Source organism: Actinacidiphila sp. bgisy160, assembly GCF_057707815.1.
On the sequence record NZ_JBYIQW010000032.1, the window covers coordinates 1 to 18,589 of the forward strand.

An 18,589-nucleotide genomic window follows, 5' to 3' on the forward strand; every position below is an offset into this window, starting at 1 on the left:
CCGCCAAAACCGCCATCGCTGGGATCCTGCTGGCCGGTCTCAGCGGCACCGTCATCGGTGCTCTGTGGCAGCGGGGACCGGTCCTGATGCTGGCCACTGCTTGACGGCGGTGTCTCCGGTACGATCCGGTCATGTCTGACGGACTTCCTCTGAGTGAGGTATTGGCGAGCCTTCGCAGGGAACTCGCTGTCGCTCACGGCCAGCGTGATCCGCTCATGCCATTACAGGTAAAGGCGATCGAGGTTGAGCTCACGGTCGAGGTGACCAAACAAGCCGCGGCCGACGCGGGTATCAGCTGGCTCGTGGTCGCCAAAGGAAGCAAAATTTCTGCGTCAACGCACTCTCATAGATTGACGCTCACTCTGGACCCCGGTTTCGTCGATTCCGACGCGAACCAGGGCCCGCTTCTGGTCACGCCCTCGGTGCGGATCCCGGATAACGACTGAAATGGCCGAGAACCTCGCCGCCCGAGTGGCCAAAATCAGATTCGACGCGGCCGACGGCCGAGTGTTCCTCGGTAGCGGGTTTCTGCTCGCCCGCGGCCTCGTCCTGACCGCCCAGCACGTCGTGACGAAGGCGTCCGAGTACGCCGGCGGCCGCGTTCCCGCGCGGCAGTTCACGGTCAGGCTGGAGGGATCCACGTCGCCGGCGGCGGTCACGGAGATCGTTCCGCTGAAGGCTGACGGTCTCGACGCCGCACTGCTCATAGTCCCGGACCTGGACGAGCCCAGGGGCACCGCCGCCCGCGGAGGCACCCACCACGGCGTCCAGGCGCTGGAGAACTGCAGGATCATCGGATACCCGGTCGCGGGCATCGAATCCGGCTCCACGTCGCCCAAGCCGACCGTCGTGCGGGTGAACCTCGCCCCCGTGGTCGGCGACGACGACACGGCGATCGCGATTCAGGTCATCGACCCGAAGCCGCGGGCCGACGAGGACTGGGGCGGGATCTCGGGGGCGGGCGTGATCGGCCCGGGCGGGCATCTGCTGGGCATCGTGACGAGCGTCCCCACTCAGTGGAACGGCCGCCTGCGCGGCGTCTCGATCGCCGCAGTCCTGTCGGCGGCCCGGCAGCACGCAGTGAGCGCACTCGAACCGCTACAGGGCCTTCCCCTCGTCGATCTGTCGGCGCGGCCGTCGGTCTTCGGCACCGAGGGCTGGTCCGGTGCCCCGCCGCGGCTCTCTGACGCGAGCCTCTTCGCCTTTGTGAACTACCGGTTCCGCCAGGTCGAGTTCGTCAACGACGGCCAAAGCGGCTCGGTGCTCGACAGCATCGTCGACTGGGCGAACGATCTGCCGCCGAGACCGGATATCAGGATCGGACGGCTGACCGGTCCGGCCGGGGTGGGCAAGTCCAGGATCGCCGCCGAGGCCTGCCGAAGGCTCACCCGGGACCTGCGGACGATGTGGCAGGCTGGATTCGCCGATTACGACAAGCTCTCCGGCACGCACAGCTTCGCCACGCCGCATTTCATCGTCTTCGACTATGCCGAGCACCAGCACGAAATGCTGGGCACGTTCATCGAGAACCTCTATCAGCAGGCGCTCCATGACGGTCACCTCGGCGCCTCGATCCGGCTCCTCGTCATCACCCGCAGCGAGGAGGCCTGGCCGGGGCGGCTCCGTCCCCGCAATGTCGATCTCCCTTCGCTGCTCACCGGCTCCTTCGACCTGACCACCCAGGCGTTCGATGAGCAGGATGTCCGCGAACGGCACGCCGAGGCCGCTTATCGCTCCTTCAGCAAGGCCGTCGGCGGACCGGATACCCCTCGGGATTTGCCGGCCGAAGAGGTCCGGCGGATCTCCGCGTACGATCGGCCGCTGCTGGTCCACGTCGCCGCGTTGCTGACGGCCTCCGGCCGGGCGGTGCCCATTTCCGCCGCCGACGACTCGGCGCGTCTGCTCCTTGACACGGTCATCGACGTCGAAGTCGACCGTCTGGCCAGGTCGAGCACGGCGCATACGGACGGCGCGAGCGCGCTGGCGGATCGCGGCCGGGCGAAGCAGGCGCTCTGCGTCATGACTCTCACGGCTCCGACCGTGAAGGATCTTGTGGAACTGCTCGAATCAACACCCGCTTTCAAGGGCGAGCCGGAGCAGACCCGCACGGACGTCGCTAACGCGCTGCACCGGCGCTACCCGGCCGCAGCCGTCGCGGACGGAGCCCCAGGCACCCTGCTCGCGCCCATCGAACCAGATCTGATCGCCTCTCACCTGCTCGCGACCACGGAGGGCCGCGCTGCCCTCGTCGAGCGACTCGTCGTATCGCGCGCGGTCGCGGAGCACCCGGCGTATCTCGCGCGCCTGCTGAACTCCCTCGCGCTCGCCGCGGACGACTACCCCGAGGTCAGTGACGATCTCAGAACCCACCTGGGGCAGTCCCTCGCCCAACTCGTCGACAACACCGACGCCTCGCAATCGCTCTCGGAACTGCTCCAGGCGCACCTGCGGCGCCTGGTGGACGTCGCCGTGGAACTCGCCGGGCGGCAGGACCTGAGGGCGGCACGGCAGCTGACCGCCGCGCTCGGCCTGCCCTACCTGACGGGGGCGGATGTCATCAACGAGGCCGCGTACGACGCTCACTTCACCGTGCCGCACCCGCACGAGGCACTCGACGGGCTCGGGGCCGCGCTCGCGGCTCGGGGTGTGGCTTACCGCGCCGCCTCGGGTGAACCCGAGGACGTGTATGCCGTTTACCTGAACTACGGTAACCGCCTGCGCTATCTCGGCGAGGCGACCAGGGCTCTGGACGCCGTCAGGAGCGGAATCGCCTACCTCGAGCGCGCGGTCAAATCCGGCCGAGGAGACTGGCGGGAAACATTGGCGGCCGCGCTGCACAATCTGGCCGGCGCTCTCGCGGCCGCCGACGAATACGAAGAAGCCCTGCGCACGGCCGAACGCGCGGTGGGCTACCTGACGGAACTCGCCGCCGAAAACCGCGGGAAGCACCTCCACTTCCTGTCGCTTGCGCAGGGACAATACAGCGCTGAGTTGCGCAGGGCGAAGCGCGCGCCCGAGGCTCTCACCGTGTCTCGCCAGGCCTTCCAGGGCTACGAGGAGCTGGCTCACTGGGGCTACAAGGCGTACAAGGCCTATCTGCCGTACATGACCCAGATCACGGCAGGGCTCGCCGACGCCCTCGCCCGCAACGATGAGCCGAACGAGTCCCTCATGCTGCACCAGTACAGCGCTTTTCTCGCCGAGGAACTCGTGGACCAGGACAGGGCCGCCTCCCTCAGCGAACTGGCGGCCCAGACCGACGGACTCGCCGTGAGCTATTACGTCCTCGGCAGAATGGACGACGCGGTCACCGCGATCTCCAGGACCGTCGCGGTCTACGAGGAGCTCGTCGAGGACGGCGAGGAGCGGTACCTCCGCCCTCTCCTGAGAGCGTATGAGACGGCGATCAGGTTTCGCTGCGCGGCGGGACAGGATCTCGAAACGGCCCTGCAGATCTGCAACCACGGGCGTGCCGTCGCCGAGAACCTGGAGAAGACCCGCCCGGAGTTCGTAGGAGATCTCGGCTTCAGGCTCCGGATGGCAGACACCGATCTCGGCCTCAAGTTCACCTGGGCGATCAATCAGACGATCGAGATCCTGATCGACCAGGCCCGGGGGCGCCTGCACAGGGACCCTGACTGGCGGACAGCGTCGTCGATCATGCTCGACGGAACCTCCGTGGATCCGGCGACACTCGACGGACTGGAGGAACTCAAGCAAAGCATGGAGGAGGGCGACGAGATCCACGTCTACACCGACAACCGCCTGCTTCTACCGCGCCTCGAAGAACTCTTGCAGTTCATCCGATCGGAGCCGGCGATCGGGTTCGGGATGCTCGCGGCTCCGCCTAACGAGAGACTACGAGCCTGTCTCCGGGCCCTGCCCAGCGTCGCGGACGCTCTCCGGGCCGACGTCGTCGACGGCGCGGGCCAGGAGCAGCTTCACGATTTCCTGGCGATCCACGGATACCTCTCGCGCCTGGATCCGGACGACCGGGCGCACTGGGGATCCTTCAAGCTGGCGGTGGGTGCCCTCGGCATGCTCGGCGGGTCGGCCGTGCGGCTCGGGGCGCAGTCCGAGACCTTCCGTGCCATCGTTCCCGGAATTCTCCGCTACACGTATCTGGGCGGTGACCATCTGGCCGGGCTCACCGCCGGATGGTTCGTCAAGAGCGTGTGGGACGGCTTCCGGGATCCCGATGATCCGGACTTCATCGCGCTGAACGACCGGTTCGCCGGGAACGTGTTCGCCTCCGGTGATCACGGCCGTGCCCGGGCCCTCTGGGAGGACGTGGTCGACCGGCGCGAACGGGTGCTCGGGCTGGAGCATCAGCGCACCATTGTCGCCACCGGCAACCTCGCCGGCTGCCTGGTCACGTTCGGCGAAGACGAATTCGAGAGGGCGGAGGTTCTCTACGAGTCGGCCATCGAACGGGGCGATCGAGTCCTGGGGCCAGATCATCCCGACGTACTGCGGCTGCGGGGCAACCAGGCCGGACTGTTTTTCAGACGCGGGCGATACGACGAGGCGCTGCTGCAGCAACAGGACCTGTTGCGCAGATACAGGAACATCCTCGGCGCCAATCACCAGGACACACTCAGCGTCGCGGGCGACCTGGCCCTCACCTTGCGGGCGCTCAAGCGATACGCGCACGCGGGGGTTCTGGCAGAGGACACCCTGGAGCGGGCCCAGCGGATATTCGGGGTGAGCGATCCGCGAACGCGGCGATACGAGGAGAGCCTCGAACGGATCAATGAACCAATCTAAGTCGACGAGGACGACGCGGAAGGCGAGGACTGAGCCCCTACATCCGGACCGGCGACCCGCCGGGCTCCGTCGGCGTGCATCCGGCCGGCGCGCGGAGTTCCCGGTCGAGGTGGGCCTGGTCGCTGTAGCCGTATGCCTCGCTGATCAGGCTGAGCCGGGAGTCGGTCGAGGTGAGCAGGGCGCAGGACGTGGGCCATCGCGAGTAATTGTCAAATTCTGTGGATCTGATCAGCCCGATCGGATTTCCCAGGCCGGCCGCTGGAGTTCATCGTTGTGGACGATGATGTCGGCGTGGTCTGTTGGGCGGGCCGTGGCCAAGTAAAGCTGCTGGGAGGGGATGTAACGGTTGTGCCAGGCCCGCTCGATCTCGGCTGTGCTGGCCGCGGATCCGGCCAGCGCCTCGCCTCGGGTCTGGGCGCGATCTAGCGTCCGTTCGAACGTGACAGACACGAAGATGCTGAGGTCCCAACGGCCAGCCAGCTCCGGGCGCAAGAGGAAGACGCCGTCGAAAAGCAGCACGGCGTCCGCGGGTGCTTCGGTGATGGGGAGAGACAGTGCGGTGTCGGTGCCTCGGTCGTAGACCGCCTGCTGAAACTTTCGGTCACCGGTTGGGCCCAGCGGGTCGAGCAGGACCTGGCACATCGTGTCGTGATCGTGGCTGTCGAAGTAGCAGCCCTCGGGCGAGTACTCGCCGCGCTGATAGCGCTGCGCCTTGGGGAACAGGAAGCCCTCGATCGTCGCGCGGATGACTTCGCGGCCCTGTGCGCGCAGGACAACGGCAAGTTCGTCGGCCAGGGTCGTCTTGCCAGCGGCAGGCGGCCCGTCGATGGCCACGCGCACCGGATGCCCGACCGTGACGGACTCAATCGTCTCGGCCAGGCGGCTCAGGAGTTCGCTGCGGGTGCCGTTGTCCATGGTCTGCCACTGTCCCCGTCTCGGTGATACGAGCGCATCCTATGGCCGGTCACTGTGTGTCAGACTGCTGCCGTCTCCTCACGTTCGACGAGGACGCCGTTCTCGAACCTGGCGCCGGAGCGGACGAGAGCGACGAGGCGGGCACCGGTGATCGCGCGCCAGCGTTCCTGCGCGGACTCGACGAGCTTGAACACCATGGCGAGGGCGGCGGCCGGACTGCCGGCGCCGCGGGTGACCTTGGTGCGGAGCTTGACAGTGGAGAACGTCGATTCGATGGGGTTCGTGGTCCGCAGGTGGCTCCAGTGTTCGGCGGGGAAGTCGTAGAACGCCAGTAGTTCCTCGGCGTCGGTGATCTTCGCGACGGCCTTGGGCCACTTGGTGCCGTAGGTCTTCGCAAACGCCTTGATTGCCTTCTCGGCGTGGGCGCGGTCCTCGGCGTTGTAGATCTCCTGCATCGCCTTCGTCGCGCCCGGCTGTGCGGACTTCGGCAGGGCGTTCGTGACGTTCCGGGCCTTGTCGAAGCCGTCAAGAATCAACCTATTGCTTTGCGATCAGCAACTCGTTGGCCTGATATGGCGATCACGGAGGAGATGCTGCCCCAACTCGGCCGCCGTTTCACGGTGTTGCTGCCTCATCTGAACGAGCGGCAGCCGGGAACACCTCGGCCAGGGCCTGCCAAAGGCCCATCGCGCCGTCGCCGACCACCAACTCGGGATCGCGCGTGCCCCGGCGGCGGCAGTCGCGCAGCAGGTCAGCCCACGACTCGGTGGACTCGCGTAGCCCCTCGGCCAGCGCGATGAGCTCCTTGGTGCCGTCCAGGCGCACGCCCATCAATACCAGGACGCAGGAGTGCGCCGGCCCGAGCCGGACCTTGGGGTGCACTCCGTCCGCCCACACGTATACATACTCGGACTCGGCCAGGTCGCGCTGTTGGAAGGCGGTGTGGTCGTCGCTCCGCTGCTTCGTCAGCCGGGTCACGGTGGCCGGCGACAGCCCGGCCGCCGAGCCGCTTTCCGACCCGCGCTACGAACGCGGGCCTACTCGGTGACCATCACAGGATCATTCGGGAAGGTACGCCCTCCGCGTACCCTCCCGGACCGATCCACAGGTCTTGAGCATTGCTCGGCCATCGCCTTTGGCGAGAGGCCGATCTACTCGTTGAACCGCCTGTTCAGGTAGCTCCGGCTGACATCCAGTTCGCAGGCTGGGTCGTTGATCCGTAATCGGCCCTGCGTGTGCTCCAGGCGTTGCCAAGCGCGGGCGATCGCGGCGTCCGGCCGGTGCGGGTCGGGTCGGGTCGGGTCGGGTGAGAACCAAGCCGTCAGCGTCAGAGGACCGGGGGTGGATTTTTGTCCGGGTTGCGGCTGGGTCTTGGTCAGGCTGGCTGATCACTGCGGGGCGGCACGATGATCTGGTCGATGATGAGGCCTGCTTCGCGGCGGTGGTACATGTGCGCGGCAGCAGCTTCGTCGTCACACCCTCGGGTGCGGAGGTTCGCGGCGTCCCGCTTCGCGCTCACCAGTACTACTTACGCACGGTGAAGATGTGAAACAGCTTCTGAGCTTGACGTTTAACCTCGCAGGTCACCCGTCCTGCTGACCTGTGGTTCTTCCTGGGACAGCAGGAACGGCCGTTCTCCACGCTTCGAGATGTCGAGTCACGAAATGCGAGAGAACGGCCGCTGCCCATGAGTCTGCCCGTCGATGTGCCCGGACGTGAAGCGTTGGACGTGTTGTCCCGCTTTCGGGTCGAGTTCTACGACTGCTTGTACGCCCGTGCGGACACGCTCTTCGAGCTCACCGATGCGGTGCTGTGTGCGGACGGGCCGGTGAAGACCCTGGTCGAACTGTCGCTGGCCGCCGAGCACCAGCGCGGGCACGGTGCCCTGTACGCGGCCCTGGACCGGGGCTGGATCGAGCCGACACGACTACGCCGCGCCCTGGCAGGCCTTCCGCTGCCGAGGGCGGCCGACGGGCGGATCGTGCTTGCAGTGGATGTGTCGCACTGGCTGCGACCCGACGCGCCCACCAGCGACGACCGGCTGTTCTGCCACGTCTACGGACGCGGAGACCGCAGCACCGACCAGTTCATTCCCGGCTGGCCCTACTCCTTTGTCGCCGCCCTGGAGACCGGCCGCACCTCCTGGGTCGCTCTCCTGGACGCGGTCCGTCTGGGCCAAGCGGACGACGCCACCCAGGTCACCGCCAGCCAACTCCGAGAAGTCGTCGGCCGATTGATGGCTGTCGGGCACTGGCGGCCGGGCGACCCCGACATCCTGATCGTCATGGACAGCGGCTATGACGTCGCCTACCTCTCCCACGCCCTGACAGACCTGCCGGTCGTCCTGGTCGGGCGCCTGCGCTCGGACCGCGTCATGCTCCGCGATCCGGGCCCCGCCCGGGTAGGACCGAAAGGCGGGCGACCCCGCAGGCACGGCGGCGTCCTGACCTTCGCCAAGCCCGACACCTGGCACCAGCCCGACATCACCACATCCACGGACACCACCCGCTACGGCAAAGCAAAAGCGACGGCTTGGAACAGGATGCACCCCAGACTCACCCACCGCGGTCCTTGGCTCAACCACGCTGACGAGGAACTACCCATCCTGCACGGCACGTTGCTTCGCCTGGAGGTCGAGTACCTGCCAGGCGACCGCGAGCCGAAACCCGTCTGGCTGTGGGTCTCGGCTACCGACGCCACACCCGCGGAAGCGGACCGCTGGTGGCAGTCGTTCCTCCGTCGTTTCGACCTCGAGCACACCTTCCGACTGATGAAGCAAACCCTCGGCTGGACCGCCCCGAAGATCCGCCACTCGGATACCGCCGACCTGTGGACCTGGCTCATCGTCGCCGCTCACACCCAGCTCCGCCTCGCCCGACCCCTCACCGAGGACCTACGCCGGCCCTGGGAACGACGCACCGAACCCCGTCGCATCACCCCAGCCCGCGTCCGCCGCGGGTTTCGCAACCTCCGAGCGACGGCGGCCCATCCTGCGGCCGCACCGAAACCCACACGGGCCGGCCCCGGACGACCACCTGGCTCGAAGAACAAGCACCGCGCCAAGCGTCACGACGTCGGCAAGACCGTCAAACGCGCCGAGTCGATCAAGGAACACAAGGCGCAGCGAGGTTAAACGTCAAGCTGAGCCGAATGCTTCGAGCAGGTCCGTGGGTCGCATCAGGTCCTCCCCGCGCAGGCAGGGGTGAGCCGTTCGGGGCCTCGGCGCCGCCGCTGTAGGAGGGTGCCGGCGGGCACCCGCAGTCCGGTCGCCCGGTGCATCCGCCACCCCATCAGCGCCCGTCCGGCCGCGGCCAACACCTCGGGGCCCTCGCCGAGCCGGATCCGCTCGTGCAGGCGGTGGAACCCCGGCGGCGTGGGCCCGCCGGTCCGGTCACCCCGACCTGCTCGTAGGTGAAACCACCTGCCACGGCGCCATCCTCCCAGCCTGTCAGGAGTCCGAGTCCACGGGGCGCCGCCCTCCCCGGCCGCACCACGAGGTCTCGAAATCGCCGTATTGCCCAGGCGATTTGCACATACCAAGCCCCTGGGGCGGCGGCCGGCGACATCCGTGACCTGCCTCGGCGATTCGTGGTGGGCCAATCGGCGGACTCTCCCGGCCCGTCGGTTGCTCGCCTCGCAAATGGCCATGATATTACCTTTTGTGAAAAATATGACAAATATTCACGGTGCTTCGCGCGCCAGAGGCCGGGGGCGGGTCTGGCTCGCCTTCCTGACGACCGTGTTGCTGCTCTCCGATATCGCCGCTGTCGGTTCCGGGAGTTCCGCGGCTGGAGCCGCACCATCGGTGGGCGGGGCGCAGCAGTGGTCGACACCGGGGCCGCAACGTGCCCTGACAGGGCTGCTGCGGCCGGGGCCCGTGGTGCACGCGTGGACCGGTCCTCCGGCCCCGGCTCCCCGTGCCCGGCGCACGCCGGGCCGGCTGGGCCACCCACGGCGGCGACCAGGGCCCGTCGCCCCGGGTCCGGTCCTGGTGCCGGATGTGTCCCCGCGGCTGGGGCCGCCGGTGCCGGACCCGGACCACAACCCGGCTCCACCGCCCACGGACCCCAAGCGGCTGACGCTGTTCCGCGACACAACTGTTCCCGTGACGACCGGTGTCGAGTACTCGAAACCGGAGCCCAGCACGGACCAGTCGCGCCGGGACATCTTCGCCACCGCCAACATGCACGCCGAGTTCTCCCGCGACAACGGCAGAATCTGGCACGGACTGGACCCGTTCACCATCTTCGGCCCGCACTTCTGCTGCGACCAGGTCACCAAGGCCGACCACCGCTACCACCGGCAGCACTGGGTGCTGCAGTACATGCCTGCCCTCGACAATGCTCCGGGCGGTGGCCACCTGGTCCTCGCGAACTCCGCGATCGGGGATTTCGTCAACTGGCGCCCGTACACGATCACCCCGGCCACCTTCGGCTGGTCCGACGACCTGAACCTCGACTACAACGACATCGTGATCGGCCGCCGCTACCTGTACCTGACCACCCGCGTCATCAGATTCCACGACGGCACCAAGGACTACGACGTCCTGGCCGCCGCGTTGCTGCGGGTCTCCCGCGCGGACCTGGCCGCGGGGCGACCGGCGCACTACGACGCGATCACCCGCACCGACACCATCGGGGGTCCCGGATACCAGGAGGACGGGGAACTGCGGGTCCCCCAGGGCATCACCGACATCGCCTACGCGGCGGCCACCGCCCTGCCGGAGGGCAAGGGCCGCCGGCTGCGCCTGCTGGTCTGGCCGGAGAAGTCCCGGTGGGTGACCACCGTGGACCGGGCCGTCCCGCCCTTCCGCTACATGACCTGGCAGGTGCCCGGGATGGGCGGTGACTGCAGCAGCCAGGACCGGGTGGTCACCAACTGGTGCGTCGAAACCACGTCCGGCGGCGTGTTCGCGGCACGCGCCCGCGGCTACCTGTGGTTCGCGTGGGTGGCACAGCAATACGGCACACGACGCCCCTTCCCGTACGTCAGGATCACCACCGTCCGCGAGTCCGGCCTGAGGGTCGGTCCCAGCCACGACGTGTACAGCCGCGGCATCGGCCACGCCTATCCGGCGATCGCCCCGGACGAGCGCGGGAACATCGGCTACATCGACACCTTCGGCGGCGGCACGGGAAACCGTCACTACTTCCCCGGCGCGGCGATCGCCGTCTTCGACGACATCACCCCCTTCCCGCCGGCCGTCGACTACTTCCTCCCTGGCAAGGGCAACGCCTGCCCCAGCGAATCGCAGACACCGCAGGAGGGGGACTGGGGTGACTACCTCACCATCCGGGGCTGGCACCGCGGCGGCGGCCTCTGGATCGCCACCGCCATGGCACGCAAAGACAACAATCCCGCCGACTGCGCCACGGCCACGCCCATGACCATCAAGAACATCGTCTTCGGCCGCGAACGCGCCCGGCACGTCTACGAGCGAGGCGTCAGGGAAGGCCGTCGCTGACAGGATGTGCGGGGTCTCCGCGCGAGCGGGCCGCTCGCGGCCGCGCTCGCCGGACCCCGCGCCGGGGTGCAGCGGCCGCGAAGGCAGCCGTCGAAGGGGTCGCCGCCCTCATCCGCTGAGGTGCGATGACGTGCTCGCCGTCCGGGATATGGCCGCCGCCGGTCTCCGCGTCGCTCCCCGCGACCGGAGAGCGACGGAGAATCCTGGGGCTGACCTGCGTCTCCGCCGTGCGGAGAGCGTGAGGGGGAGCGAGCCGCCGCTCTTGCCGCGCGAGCCAGTGAGCCAGCCGACGACGAGCTGCAGCAGAACGCCGCTCCCGTTGGGGAAGCGGCGGGCGTTCGGCGACACGAGATCCGGCGGGCGGGGCGGGCGGCGGCTGCGTAGGGTGGGTGACGGCGGGACGGCCGGGCCGACGGGAGGCTGGGATGAGCGCACAGGGCACGGACGCGTACACCGACGGCAACGCGCTGGCGGGACCGCTCCGGGAGATCTTCGCGGTGGACATGACGGCCGCCGAGGGCCGCTGCGTGGGCTGCGGGCGGACCGGGCCGGTGGCCTCGCTGCGGGTGTACGACCACGCCCCCGGACTGGTGGCGCGTTGTCCCGGCTGCGACACCGTGATCCTGCGGCTGGTCCGTGGGCCGTCCGCCGCGTGGCTGGACCTGCGGGGCTCGGTGAGCATGCGCATCCCGCTGCCCGAATGACGTAGCCGCAAGCGTCTCCCGCCCGACACGGTGCCGATGACGACGCGAACGGAGCGGGAGAACCTGCTGGACCGGTCGGCCGTCGACGAGCCGATCAGTGGCTACGCGGCGGTCGTCGACGACGGCGACCGGACGGCGTACGTCGCGCTCTTCGCCCCTGAGGGCCGGACCGACTGCATCTCCGCGGGCGGCATCGCCGGTCCCGCCGCCGAGATCGCCGGACGGCTCGCCTCGACGATGCGCCTGTTCTCCCGTGCGGCGGCACCTGATCGTGAACCGCCGGATCGCCCTCGGCCCGCCGTCCGCGGTGGCGCACGCCGACCACGTCAATGCACTGGACGACTCGGGGACGGGCCCGACCACCCCGGACTTCGTGTGCGGCGGCCGCTACCCCTCCGGCTTGCGGCACACCGGGACCGACTGGCCCATCCGGGAGGTGCTGGTACGGGAGAAGTGGCGCTCCTGAGGCGGGGCGGCACGGGCGGGCAGGGCCGCGGACGCGGGTGTATCCAAGAGTCATGGACGTTGCACGACGCCTGGAACGGTGGGGGAAGTCGTGGCGGCCCGGGTATCTGCTGGTGGCCGCCATGCTCACGCTGATCCTGCTGGTCACCGTCGTGGACATCATGTCCCCGCCGGACGTCCATCTGGGGCCGTTCCTGGTGGCCGCCCCCGCGATCACCGCGTCGTTCGCGAGTACCAGGACGACCGCGATCGTCGGCGGGGTGGCGGTGGTCGCGCAGATCGTCGTGGCGGGGATGCGCACGACGCCCCTGGACCTGAACCACTCCGCGCAGGTCGCCACGCTGGCCCTGATGTCGGTGCTGGCGACCTTCTTCGCCCATCTGCGGGTGAAGCACGAGCAGCAGGTCACCCGGCTGCGCTCGGTGGCCGAGACCGCGCAGCGGGTGCTGCTGCGGCCCATCCCCCGGCGCATCGGGACGCTGCGTATCGCCTCGGTCTACCTCGCCGCGGAGGAGGAGGCGCAGATCGGAGGGGACCTGTACGCGGCCGTGCGCACGGACACCGGGACCCGGGTGATCGTGGGCGACGTCCGCGGCAAGGGCATGGAGGCGGTGAACGAGGCCGCGCTGACTCTGGGCGCCTTCCGCGCCGTGGCCCACCGGCAGGCCGACCTGCCGGCCCTGGTCCTGTGGCTGGAGCAGGCCATCTCCTCCGAGCTCACCGACCCCGCCGCGGAGGACGAGCCGACCGAGGACGAGGTGGAGTCCTTCGTCACCGCGGTCGTCGCCGACATCCCGGACGACGAGCCGGTGGTCTACCTCGTCACCTGTGGTCATCCCCCGCCGCTGCGGCTCCACGACGGGCGCGTGACCCCGCTCGAGATGCCCGCGCCCGCGCCGCCGCTGCGGCTGTCGCAGTTCGCCGGCGGGGAGCCCACGGTGGGCACGTTCACCTTCGAGCCAGGCGACACCTTGTTGCTGTACACCGACGGAGTCGTCGAGGCACGCGACGTGGCCGGAACCTTCTACCCCTTGGCCGGGCGGCTCGCCGGGCAGCCGGCCGAAGATCCCGAGGCGCTGGTGGAGCGCCTGTGCGCCGACCTCCTCGCCTACGCGGGCGGCAGCCTCGGCGACGACGCGGCCGTCCTGGCGATCACCCGGTCGCCGGCCCTGGTGCCTGCGGCCGGGCGAGCGGGCGGTTCCTCGTCCTCTGCGCCGTCGCCCCCTTCCCGGCAGGCGGCGCCCCCGAGTTGACCGACGCGGCGGGGCGCTCACCCGGCATCCCGGGCGGCACTCGGGGTATCCGGTCTGTGACACGGGGAGACCTTGACCGGAACAGACCAGAGGAGGGGGAAGTCCGTGGTTCGGTTGGTGGTGCGCGGGCGTACGCCGGATTCACGGGAATCGGGGCGCCGGACATGGCCGGCCTCGTTGGCCCGCTGGGCGGCGATGGCGCTGGCCTTCGCGGCGATGGTCGTGTTCGGTGCGGTACTGGCCCGGGCGACGCTTGCGCCGTCGTACGCCTCGGAGGGGCTCGCGCACGCGAACCTGCAGCCCGGAGCCTCGCTGCGCCGGTACTACGAGCGGTACACGGTGGCCGGCGCGGTGCGGCAGGTCGGTGGGAACGTGCTGCTGGGCATGCCCTTCGGTGTGCTGCTCCCGGTGCTGGCGCCGAAGGCGCGCGGTGCGCTGCGCGTGGTGGTGACGACCGGCCTGGTGATGATCCTCGTGGAACTGGCGCAGGGGGCCGTGGTGCAGGGTCGCGCCTTCGACGTCGATGACGTGATCATGAACACCGCGGGTGCCCTGCTGGGCTACCTGCTCTTCGGGCGCCGCCTCGGCCGGGTCGTGCACCAGGTCCGCCCGGCGGCCCCGGGCCACGCCCCGGAGGCGAAGCCCGCGGGCGGCGCGAGGACGTCCGGGATCGCGAAGGCGTTCAGGACACCCCGAAGTCGCACGGCCGCGAAGGCCGCCAGGGCCGGTACGGCCACGAAGCGGACCAAGGCCACGCAGGCGGCCCCCCGCAGGCCGTTCCTGTTCTTGGGAACGGTCCGCCGCAAGGCCGCCCGGCGCTCCTGACCGGGGCCCGGGCCACCCGGCCGGGCCCCGGCCCCCTGGCGCTCCGCCGCTGGTACGTCCCTGACCAGCGGCGGAGCCGCATGCGCTTCGTCACATCGGGCCGGGAAAGCTTTCCCCCGGGCACGGCACTTTGTTACACAGAGTGGATTCATCCCCGATTGCCCCGGGAGCGGGCGACATGAACGACGACGACACCCCGGACCGCCTCCAGGCGTTCGAGCTCGACTTCACCGACCACGAGACCCGTCGCGGGGCCGAGGTCCTCGCCGCCCTCGGCGAGGACTGGGACCCGGTGGCAGTGCTCCACGAGGAGGAGGCCGCGTACCGGCTGCTCTACTCCGGCCTCGACGAGGAGCAGGAGGCGGTGTACCGCACGCTCGTGGCAGCCGGTGTGCTGCCGCCCCGTGCCGAGCCCGGGGAGGACGACGGTGCTGCTTCCGATTGACCCCACGGCCGACCCCGGCCGGCGGGCGTGGGTGCCCTGCCCGCGCTGTGCGGACCACCGGGAGTGCGCCACCTGCGCCGAGGGCCGCAACTGCCCCGACCACTGGCGCTACTTGCTGTCGAACAAGGGGCCCGTGCTGCATCTGCAGTGCCCCGGCTGCACCCACATGTGGGCCTGGGACTCCGGCTTCGGCGCGCACCACCGCAACCACGCCTGAACGCCGCGCCTCCGGGCCGCCTTCCCCGGCAGGCGGCGGCCCGCCTGGTGTGCGACGCTCGGGGTGTGGGGTGCCCCCGTCCGCGGGGAGCAACCGCGGACCTCTCAGGGAGGCGATCATGGAAACCTATGCCCTGACGGCCGGGACCCTGCGAGAACTGCGCGCGACCAGGCCGTATCCGGCGGTGTCGCTGACCATGCCGACGCACCGGCGCGAACCGGACAACGCCCAGGACGCCGTACGGCTGCGCAATCTTCTCGCGGAGGCCGAGCGCCGGATCGAGCACGATCCCGAGGCGTCCCGCCGGGCCCGGATGGCCATCAAGACGCAACTCAAGGCCGCCGCGGCCGAAGTCGACCTGCGCTACTCGCTGGACGGGCTCGTCATGTACGCCACGGAGCGGGACCACCAGATCTGGACCCTGCCCCGGGCCGTCCCGGAGCGCGTGGTGCTCAGCGACAGCTTCCTCACCCGCAACCTGGTCGCCGCGAAGGCCAGGGCCCGCCCGTACTGGGTGGTCACGGTGGCGGCCGACCGGGCCACCCTGTGGAGCGGCAGCGGCCAGACGCTGCATCCCCAGGAGGCGCAGGGCTTCCCCCTGGAGCCGGACCCCGTGCAGTGGGACCCCGAGCGGCAGGAGCAGGTCGGCGACCACCCGAGCACCTTCCGGGACGAGGAGACGCGGCGCTTCCTGCGGTCGGTCGACAGCGCCCTCGCCTCGCTCCTCGCCGCCGACGGCCGGCCGCTGTACCTGGTCGGGCTGCCGGACGCGGTCGCCCTGCTCAAGGAGGTCGGCACCGCCGCCGACGCCGCGGTGGCCGTCGTGCACAAGGGCGGTCTGGCGAACGGCCCCGCGCAGACGCTGCTCCAGGAACTCGCCCCGGCGCAGAAGGAGTTCGCCGAGCGGGAGGCGGAACGCATCGGCCGCAGGCTGGTGGACGCCCGCAGCCGCAGGATCTTCGCGGCCGGGCTGGACGAGGTGTGGGAGTCCGTGTGCGAGGGCCGCGCCGAACTCGTCGTGGTCGAGGAGGACTTCCAGCGCGCGGTGCGGCTGAGCGACGGTCACCTCACCCCGGTGGACGGCGACGGCCCGGAGGCGGGCGGCTTCGAGGACGGCATCCGCGAGGACATCGTGGACGAACTGGTGGAGACCGCTCTCGACAAGGGCGCCGAGGTCCACTTCGTGGCGCCGGACAGCCTCGCGGAGCACGACCGGATCGCGGCGGTGCTGCGCTACTGAGCCGCCACGCCGCCCGGCAGCGGCGGGCGCGGCCACCGAGTACGTCACCCGGGTCTGCTGTCGGCGGCGGACCCGGGTGACCCCTGCCGCGACGGCGGCACGGGCCTGCGGCCTGGTGGGACCCGGGGGTCAGGAGGCCTCGACGGCGGCCTTGATCCGCAGCCCGAACGCCGGGGCGTCCTTGCGCGCGGCGCTCAGGGCCAGGCCCGCCAGGAGCTTCCCGAGCCCGTGCCCCTCCAGATGGTCGAAGCTCCGCACCCGGGTGGTGGTCTCGGAGACGGGCTGCAGGTCGTAGCCGCCCTCGGCGGTGACCGGGTTCTTCGACTGCTCGGTCCAGCGGATCCGGTTGGGCGGGTCGGACTCGGTGACACCGAACTCCCGGTGGGACTTCATCCCGGCATCCTTCACGGTGCCGGCGACCACCGTGCCGACCGCGGTCGGGGCGTCCGGCGTGCGCACGATCTCCTGCCCCCGCGGGCTGAACTTGGGGGCGTTGCGCCCGTCGGCGAGGAAGGCGAGGACCTCCGCGACGGGACGGCCGACCTCGACGACCGCCTCGAACTGACCACCTATGTCGTCCCCTGATGCCTCGCCTGGTCGCCGGCACCGGCGACCAGGCCACGATAGGGCGCTGCGCCGGCCCGGGCACCTCCACGCGTGTGGATCGTCGCCGGCGCGCGGTGAGCGCGGCGGCTCCCCCGCACGTATGGAAGGCCGGGTCCCCACTCGGGACCCGCGGCAGTCCATGCCGGTGACCTGCAGTACGGAAGCGGATATTGGGGGCACGGTGAGGCGCACACGGCGTCAGGTGCAGCGCGCGCTGCGACTCGTGGCCGTCGCGGGAGTCGTCTGCGGCGGAGTGATGATGTCGCAGGCCTTCGGGGCGGCCCCCGACGGCACGCGGACCAGGGGCGGCAGCCAGGTCCTGGACGCCCCGGCCGGCGCGCAGGGCGCGACGGACGCGGCGGGCCTGGCCAGAGATCTGGCGGCGCGCCTCGGCGACGTCCGGACGGGCGGGAGCTGGGTGGACGACGAGGGCCGCCCGGTGGTCGCCGTGACCGACGAGGACACCGCGGCCGAGGTCGCCCGGGCGGGCGCCCGGGCAAAGGTCGTCCGCTACAGCATGCGCGACCTGCGGAACGCGGCCGGGCGGCTGCGCGAGGCCCCGCGCGTACCGGGCACGGCATGGTCGGTCGACCCGGTGTCCAACGAGGTCGTCGTGCTGGCCGACAGTACGGTCTCCGCCGAGTGGTGGGCACGGCTGCGGTCCGTGGCGGACGGCATCGGCGGGCAGGTGCGCATGGAGCGCACCGAGGCCTCCTTCACGACCAGGACCGCGGGCGCCGCGCCGATCCTGACCCGGGGCAGTCGCTGCTCCGCGGGCTTCAACGTCACCAACGGCACGACGGACTTCATCCTGACGGCCGGCCACTGCGGCCCGCCGGGCACCGGCTGGTTCGCCGACAACCAGGGGACCAACCCCGTCGGCACCACCGTCTCGACCTCCTTCCCCGGCGGTGACTTCTCGCTCGTCCAGTACCAGAACGACGGTTCCGACCACAGCAGCGTCGTCGGGGTCGGCGCCGGACGCGTGGCGCGGATCACGGGCGCGGCCGACCCGTTCGTGGGGCAGGAGGTCTTCCGCAGCGGCAGCACCTCCGGGCTGCACTCCGGTCAGGTCACCGGGCTGAACGCGACGGTCAACTACCCCGAGGGCACGGTCAGCGGTCTCATACAGACCTCCGTGTGCGCCGAGCCCGGCGACAGCGGCGGCCCGCTGTTCGCCCAGGGCTTCGCGCTCGGGATCACCTCGGGCGGCAGCGGCGACTGCACCGCCGGCGGGATCACGTTCTTCCAGCCGGTGACCACGGCGATGGCGGCGCTCGGTGTGAGCCTGCCGCGCGCCACGGACAGCGGTGACGCCCCGGCGCCGCCCGCCGGTGCGGACGCGCCGGGCGCGGCACCGCCCGCCTTCGCCGGCTCCCCCACCCGTGAGGCGGGCGGCGGCTCGGGGGGCGGTTCCGGCGGCTCCGGCAACGGCCAGGGCGCGCGGCAGGCGGCTCCCGGGGCGCCCGGGGCGCCGACGGCTCCGGGTGGCGCGCCGGTCTACCCGGGCACCGCGAGCGATCCGACCGCGCTGGGCGCGATCGGCAGCGGCGGCGGCATCGGTCCCGGTCTGCTCATCGCCGCCGTCAGCTGCCTCGCGTTCCTGGCCACGCGGTGGATCCGGCCCGCCGCGGGTGCCGCGGCCCACGGATCCGGACGCTGGGACTGACCGGCCGGCCGCGGACCCG

Annotated in this window: 15 protein-coding genes and 1 pseudogene; 12 read left to right on the forward strand and 4 right to left on the reverse strand. The window is 70.5% G+C overall.

Annotated elements, in window-relative coordinates:
* Nucleotides 1-131: 131 nt before the first annotated feature.
* Nucleotides 132-446 (forward strand): trypco2 family protein, encoded by a 315-nt coding sequence (locus AC3EUJ_RS23490; RefSeq protein ID WP_431964432.1) that lies wholly within the window; start codon nt 132-134, stop codon nt 444-446.
* A gap of 1 nt (nt 447) precedes the next feature.
* Nucleotides 448-4,767 (forward strand): tetratricopeptide repeat protein, encoded by a 4,320-nt coding sequence (locus tag AC3EUJ_RS23495; protein ID WP_431964434.1) that lies wholly within the window; start codon nt 448-450, stop codon nt 4,765-4,767.
* A 228-nt stretch (nt 4,768-4,995) separates the two neighbouring features.
* On the opposite strand, the gene AC3EUJ_RS23500 is transcribed toward AC3EUJ_RS23495, so the two are convergent.
* Nucleotides 4,996-5,682: a cytidylate kinase family protein gene (locus AC3EUJ_RS23500; protein ID WP_431964436.1), complete on the reverse strand. Its 687-nt coding sequence runs from the start codon at nt 5,680-5,682 to the stop codon at nt 4,996-4,998.
* Nucleotides 5,683-5,741: 59 nt separating this feature from the next.
* Nucleotides 5,742-6,690: pseudogene (locus AC3EUJ_RS23505) on the reverse strand (transposase); the annotation flags it as partial.
* 679 nt (nt 6,691-7,369) lie between these two features.
* Between AC3EUJ_RS23505 and AC3EUJ_RS23510 the strand changes: the two are divergent.
* Nucleotides 7,370-8,815: an NF041680 family putative transposase gene (locus AC3EUJ_RS23510; protein ID WP_431964440.1), complete on the forward strand. Its 1,446-nt coding sequence runs from the start codon at nt 7,370-7,372 to the stop codon at nt 8,813-8,815.
* A gap of 44 nt (nt 8,816-8,859) precedes the next feature.
* On the opposite strand, the gene AC3EUJ_RS23515 is transcribed toward AC3EUJ_RS23510, so the two are convergent.
* Nucleotides 8,860-9,330 (reverse strand): DUF1990 family protein, encoded by a 471-nt coding sequence (locus AC3EUJ_RS23515; RefSeq protein WP_431964441.1) that lies wholly within the window; start codon nt 9,328-9,330, stop codon nt 8,860-8,862.
* 457 nt (nt 9,331-9,787) lie between these two features.
* Between AC3EUJ_RS23515 and AC3EUJ_RS23520 the strand changes: the two genes are divergently transcribed.
* From AC3EUJ_RS23520 to AC3EUJ_RS23555, 8 genes are all read left to right on the forward strand, one after another.
* On the forward strand, nt 9,788-11,146 hold the full coding sequence (locus AC3EUJ_RS23520; protein ID WP_431964443.1) for a hypothetical protein: 1,359 nt from the start codon (nt 9,788-9,790) through the stop codon (nt 11,144-11,146).
* 425 nt (nt 11,147-11,571) lie between these two features.
* Nucleotides 11,572-11,850 carry a DUF6510 family protein gene (locus AC3EUJ_RS23525; protein WP_431964445.1) on the forward strand — a complete coding sequence of 93 codons (279 nt, stop codon included), beginning with the start codon at nt 11,572-11,574 and terminating at the stop codon, nt 11,848-11,850.
* 253 nt (nt 11,851-12,103) lie between these two features.
* Nucleotides 12,104-12,316 (forward strand): hypothetical protein, encoded by a 213-nt coding sequence (locus AC3EUJ_RS23530; protein WP_431964447.1) that lies wholly within the window; start codon nt 12,104-12,106, stop codon nt 12,314-12,316.
* A gap of 52 nt (nt 12,317-12,368) precedes the next feature.
* The gene (locus tag AC3EUJ_RS23535) at nt 12,369-13,568 is read left to right on the forward strand and encodes a PP2C family protein-serine/threonine phosphatase (protein ID WP_431964449.1); all 1,200 of its coding nucleotides are present in this window, start codon (nt 12,369-12,371) and stop codon (nt 13,566-13,568) included.
* Nucleotides 13,569-13,763: 195 nt separating this feature from the next.
* Nucleotides 13,764-14,393, forward strand: a complete 630-nt coding sequence (locus tag AC3EUJ_RS23540) for a VanZ family protein (protein WP_431964451.1) — start codon at nt 13,764-13,766, stop codon at nt 14,391-14,393.
* 178 nt (nt 14,394-14,571) lie between these two features.
* Nucleotides 14,572-14,838 carry a DUF6400 family protein gene (locus tag AC3EUJ_RS23545; protein ID WP_431964453.1) on the forward strand — a complete coding sequence of 89 codons (267 nt, stop codon included), beginning with the start codon at nt 14,572-14,574 and terminating at the stop codon, nt 14,836-14,838.
* Complete coding sequence (locus AC3EUJ_RS23550) at nt 14,825-15,055, forward strand: hypothetical protein (protein ID WP_431964562.1); 231 nt, start codon at nt 14,825-14,827, stop codon at nt 15,053-15,055. The genes AC3EUJ_RS23545 and AC3EUJ_RS23550 overlap by 14 nt, the downstream gene beginning before the upstream one ends.
* A gap of 118 nt (nt 15,056-15,173) precedes the next feature.
* On the forward strand, nt 15,174-16,295 hold the full coding sequence (locus AC3EUJ_RS23555; RefSeq protein WP_431964455.1) for a baeRF3 domain-containing protein: 1,122 nt from the start codon (nt 15,174-15,176) through the stop codon (nt 16,293-16,295).
* 129 nt (nt 16,296-16,424) lie between these two features.
* On the opposite strand, the gene AC3EUJ_RS23560 is transcribed toward AC3EUJ_RS23555, so the two are convergent.
* Entirely contained in the window at nt 16,425-16,868 is a 444-nt protein-coding gene (locus AC3EUJ_RS23560) for an SRPBCC family protein (RefSeq protein WP_431964564.1), read from the reverse strand.
* 214 nt (nt 16,869-17,082) lie between these two features.
* Here AC3EUJ_RS23560 and AC3EUJ_RS23565 point away from each other — a divergent pair, with 214 nt between their 5' ends.
* Entirely contained in the window at nt 17,083-18,570 is a 1,488-nt protein-coding gene (locus tag AC3EUJ_RS23565) for a S1 family peptidase (protein WP_431964457.1), read from the forward strand.
* Nucleotides 18,571-18,589 lie beyond the last annotated feature (19 nt).